This is a genomic window from Tepidibacillus infernus (assembly GCF_048898065.1).
In the GTDB taxonomy this organism is placed as follows: domain Bacteria; phylum Bacillota; class Bacilli; order Tepidibacillales; family Tepidibacillaceae; genus Tepidibacillus_B; species Tepidibacillus_B infernus.
The window spans coordinates 1-255 of sequence record NZ_JBLWFI010000066.1; the positions used below are offsets into that span (position 1 = coordinate 1).

A 255-nucleotide genomic window follows, 5' to 3' on the forward strand; every position below is an offset into this window, starting at 1 on the left:
ACCTTACTTATACCAAAACCGATGACATAGATTTGTACCTAATTGCCGAAGCATTGGTTGGCAATAAAGCTACTAATTCTAAGCTTTCTGCTGGCGTATTTAGACAACTTCAAAACTTAACACGGGCAAGACGGAGTGAAATTAATAAGCGCTCATGCATCAAAATGGAACTTCGCGGTATTCATGACCAAATCTGGCGTGAATACCAGGGTTACAGTGTTCTTGTGGATAATAAGGTTAAAACAACCAAGATCT

1 protein-coding gene is annotated in these 255 nt (G+C 39.2%); it reads left to right on the top strand.

Annotated elements, in window-relative coordinates; all coding sequences use genetic code 11:
• A partial coding sequence (locus TEPIDINF_RS15290; protein WP_421692409.1) for an IS110 family transposase occupies window positions 1–255 on the top strand: 255 nt, incomplete at both ends.